Raw genomic sequence first — 3,205 nt, 5'->3', positions numbered from 1 at the left:
CGCTCGCCCTCGGAGCTCAAGGTAGCGGCACCCCCCTCCCCTTTCCTCGCCCCCTCGGGCGCGACGATCACGGCGATTGCCGGCAACACCGTGCGCAAGCTCGAAACCGTCGCCGCCGCCTCCGAAGTCGTCGCCTTCAAGCGCGATTACGAGGAACGCGCCAAGGAGCTGGCGGAGGAAATCGCCGAAGAGATTGCTGAGGAATCCAGCACGCTCTTCACCGACGCCGCCGCTGCCGACGCAGCCTCTGCCAAGACCGAAGCAAAGAAGGTCGAAGCCGAACGTCGCGCCCGCTCCATCATGCAGGGCTACACGGGCAATATGTGCACCGAGTGCCAGAACTTCACGATGGTACGGAATGGGACCTGCGAGAAGTGCGATACGTGTGGCGCGACGAGCGGATGCAGCTGATTTCTGTGAATATATGTCCCCGTCGTGCCTGAATGAGAAAACGAACCTTGTCCTGGCCAAATAGGCGAGAATCAGCCGAATTCTGGCCAGCGCCGAAGCTAAAAACGGTCAAGGAAGTTTTCGGTTAGAGAAGATAGACAATCCAGGCGCCTCGGCGCCTGGATACTGGCGTAGGGAACAAAACAAGATCATCGAGCCTCAAGGAGCAGGAGAGCTTTCAATTCCTACTCGCATACCGACGAGAAACATCTGGAGAGGCCTTACAAGGGCCCTTCGTCCGAGAGATATTTGCTGCTGCTTCCGCCGGGCCGACGCCCATCGACGATCGTCAGTGCCTTTGTCGACCACCTGATGGGTATCTCGTTGGACGTAGACCCGGTCCGTCCAGCTTGACCCGCCTCAGGGCTGAGCGACGTCGGCATCGGGTCGAGAGTTGCGCCGTGAGACGGGAGGATGGCCGGTGCGTGGGGGGAGTCCTCGTCAGAGGAGGACCGACGTATTTTATCCCAGCTCGGGCGCCATGTTCTGAGTTCACCGCCTCATCGCGGGATGCTGATCTCTCCGTCTACTCGTACCATCTCGAAATCGCCGATCAGGAGGTCAACGCGGACAAACCCTTGAAGCGCGACATTCATCCGCATCTCCGACATCTTCTGCCGCAGTGACATTCGCGGCATGCAGACCATGCGGCTCCTATTGCGCGACAGGATGTCCAGCCAGCGCTCTTCGCCATCGCCATGATGATCGGCGTCGGAGTGACGCTGTTGGCCGTCGCCCTTCTGTCAGTGGCGTTCCGCGAGCAGCTCGCAAGGCTGTTGAGCACGCGTCCCCGACTGCTGGCTGCGGCCTCCAAGACCATCGAGGCGGCTGCCGGTGTGATTCTGCTCGCCGTCTCCGTTCATGAAAACGTCTTCACATGAATCCATAGATCGGATCAGCTTGCACATGGATATTGCTTATTCTTCGATATTGAGTGCTCGATAGCCCTGACTGGCGTGGCATCGCCCCTGCGGTCGCGGAGGCTGCAAGCGCATTTCAATCGAAATCGAGGGACGCCGCTGACGAACCTGCCATGCATCAAGCTCTTCTTTTTCAACCCGATATCGTGAGTTCACGCTGAAGTTGACGTCATAACCGGCGGCCAGCTATGCGTCTCCGCCTTGCGGCGCGATGCCCAAGCATAGAGGGCGTCGTAGATGATGAAGCCGTGCTTCAGCACCTCATGGTCGTCGGCGCTCAAATCCCGCAATCCCATCGAGACCGCCAGAAGTCCAGCCGATTGCGGCGTGAGATCGTGCCGGTCTGTATCGGCGCCCCGCACGATCGCGGCAATCGTCACGATTGCCGGATCGCGGTCGAGCCCGTACTTCGAGACGAACGTGTCGAAGCTGCAGCCGTCGCCGACATGCGTGAATTCGACGTCCGGCACGTCATAGGGTATTGCCCCGGTCTCGTTTGCGACGCGGTTCACCTCGTTGGGTGGGACAAACAGGAATTCGGGTTCCTTGTCGACGAACCGGGCAATCAGCCACGGGCATGCAATCCGGTCGATGACCGGACGTTCGCGAGTAACCCATTTCATTGTTCATCCTCCTTGATGGGCCGTCAGCGGGACGGTCGGAGCGCCGATCGCATGCCAGGCGGCTATGCCACCCGCCAGGATCCGCGCGTCGAAGCCACGATGGCGCAGTTCGGCAGAGGCATCGCCGCTGACCTGGAAACCATAGAGGCAATAGACGACGATCGCTTTGTCCCTTGGCAGATCATCGGCCCAATCGGCGATCTTCTCCGGGGCGCGGAGTTGCGCTCCCGGCAGCATGTCGCTGCGTTTGGCAAGATCCTCGGCCAAGCAGACGTCGAGCAGGACGACGTCTTCTTTTCGATCCAGACGCTCCTTCAGATCTTCCGGAGCGACAGCATGCGTGCCGTCATCGGAGACAGGTCCGACAGGTTCGCCTCGTCGAGCCATCACGCGCCGGTGACGCAAAGCGACCCGCTCCCAGTGGATGTTTTTCATGAAGGCATCGACATAGGCGCCGGCTCTGGACCCGAAATCGAGGTGATAGGCATGCTCGTACATGTCAAGCGCAAGGACCGGCACACCGCCGGCGAGGCAGTTGGTGTGATCCGCCGCCCATTGGACTGTCAGCCGGTCGTGACGCTCGGACCACGTGAGGAGGGTCCATCCCGAGCCTCCGGCCTGTGCCTTGGCGCAAGCCGTAAACTGCGCGCGCCAGCCGGCGACGCTTCCAAAATCTCGCTCCAGAGCAGAGGCGAGGTCACCGTTGGAATCGCCCGAACCGCCGAGTCCGTCGAAATAAATCTCGTGCAGAATCGCCGAGTTGGCGGCGACCAGCTCCTCCCGCTTCAGTCCGTTGATGTCGAAAACGGGTGCGGCGTCCCAATCGAGTACGTCAAGCCGGCGCTCGATTGCATTCAGACGACGAACTGCGCCGCCGTAGTTGTTCTCGTAATGGCTCGCCAACAGCCGTTCGGAAAGACCCGTAAGGTGAGGCGGTTTGAAGGGGAGAGGCATGATCCTATGCATGGCGTCCTCGCTGACCCTCATCGGACACGGACGCAGGGTACGCCTGAACAGAAAATGATACAAGTGTTGCATTTGGAGTTCTGAGTGATACGGTATGCTTATGAACGCAGGTGAACTCGAGGCTGAGCAGCGCTGGCTGCTCCTGATCCACCAACTACCGACGAAGCCATCCTATTTTCGGGTCAAGATCTGGAGACGGCTACAAGGTATCGGAGCGGTCGCCGTCAAGAGCACAGTGTACGCGCT

3 protein-coding genes and 1 pseudogene are annotated in these 3,205 nt (G+C 60.1%); 2 read left to right on the top strand and 2 right to left on the bottom strand.

What is annotated here, in order from left to right; translation table 11 throughout:
• Together C9413_RS30220 and C9413_RS30215 are read left to right on the top strand one after the other, a co-directional pair.
• Positions 1-411, top strand: a pseudogene (locus tag C9413_RS30220) (vitamin B12-dependent ribonucleotide reductase); the annotation flags it as partial.
• A gap of 737 nt (positions 412-1,148) precedes the next feature.
• Complete coding sequence (locus C9413_RS30215) at positions 1,149-1,331, top strand: hypothetical protein (protein WP_039844667.1); 183 nt, start codon at positions 1,149-1,151, stop codon at positions 1,329-1,331.
• A gap of 191 nt (positions 1,332-1,522) precedes the next feature.
• Here C9413_RS30215 and C9413_RS30210 read toward each other — a convergent pair whose 3' ends face one another.
• Complete coding sequence (locus C9413_RS30210; RefSeq protein WP_039844666.1) at positions 1,523-1,993, bottom strand: chromate resistance protein ChrB domain-containing protein; 471 nt, start codon at positions 1,991-1,993, stop codon at positions 1,523-1,525.
• Between the two features lie 3 nt (positions 1,994-1,996).
• On the bottom strand, positions 1,997-2,959 hold the full coding sequence (locus tag C9413_RS34585; protein ID WP_052451635.1) for a Fe-Mn family superoxide dismutase: 963 nt from the start codon (positions 2,957-2,959) through the stop codon (positions 1,997-1,999).
• Between the last annotated feature and the right edge of the window lie 246 nt (positions 2,960-3,205).

This window comes from Rhizobium sp. SEMIA 4085 (genome assembly GCF_013004495.1).
In the GTDB taxonomy this organism is placed as follows: Bacteria; Pseudomonadota; Alphaproteobacteria; order Rhizobiales; family Rhizobiaceae; genus Rhizobium; species Rhizobium gallicum.
This window is presented reverse-complemented; position numbering and strand designations above follow the sequence as displayed.

Excerpts from the sequence above, each read along its gene's own strand:
- C9413_RS34585 (WP_052451635.1), bottom strand. The coding sequence starts at position 2,959 with ATGCATAGGATCATGCCTCTCCCCTTCAAACCGCCTCACCTTACGGGT.
- C9413_RS30210 (WP_039844666.1), bottom strand. The coding sequence starts at position 1,993 with ATGAAATGGGTTACTCGCGAACGTCCGGTCATCGACCGGATTGCATGC.
- C9413_RS30215 (WP_039844667.1), top strand. The coding sequence starts at position 1,149 with ATGATGATCGGCGTCGGAGTGACGCTGTTGGCCGTCGCCCTTCTGTCA.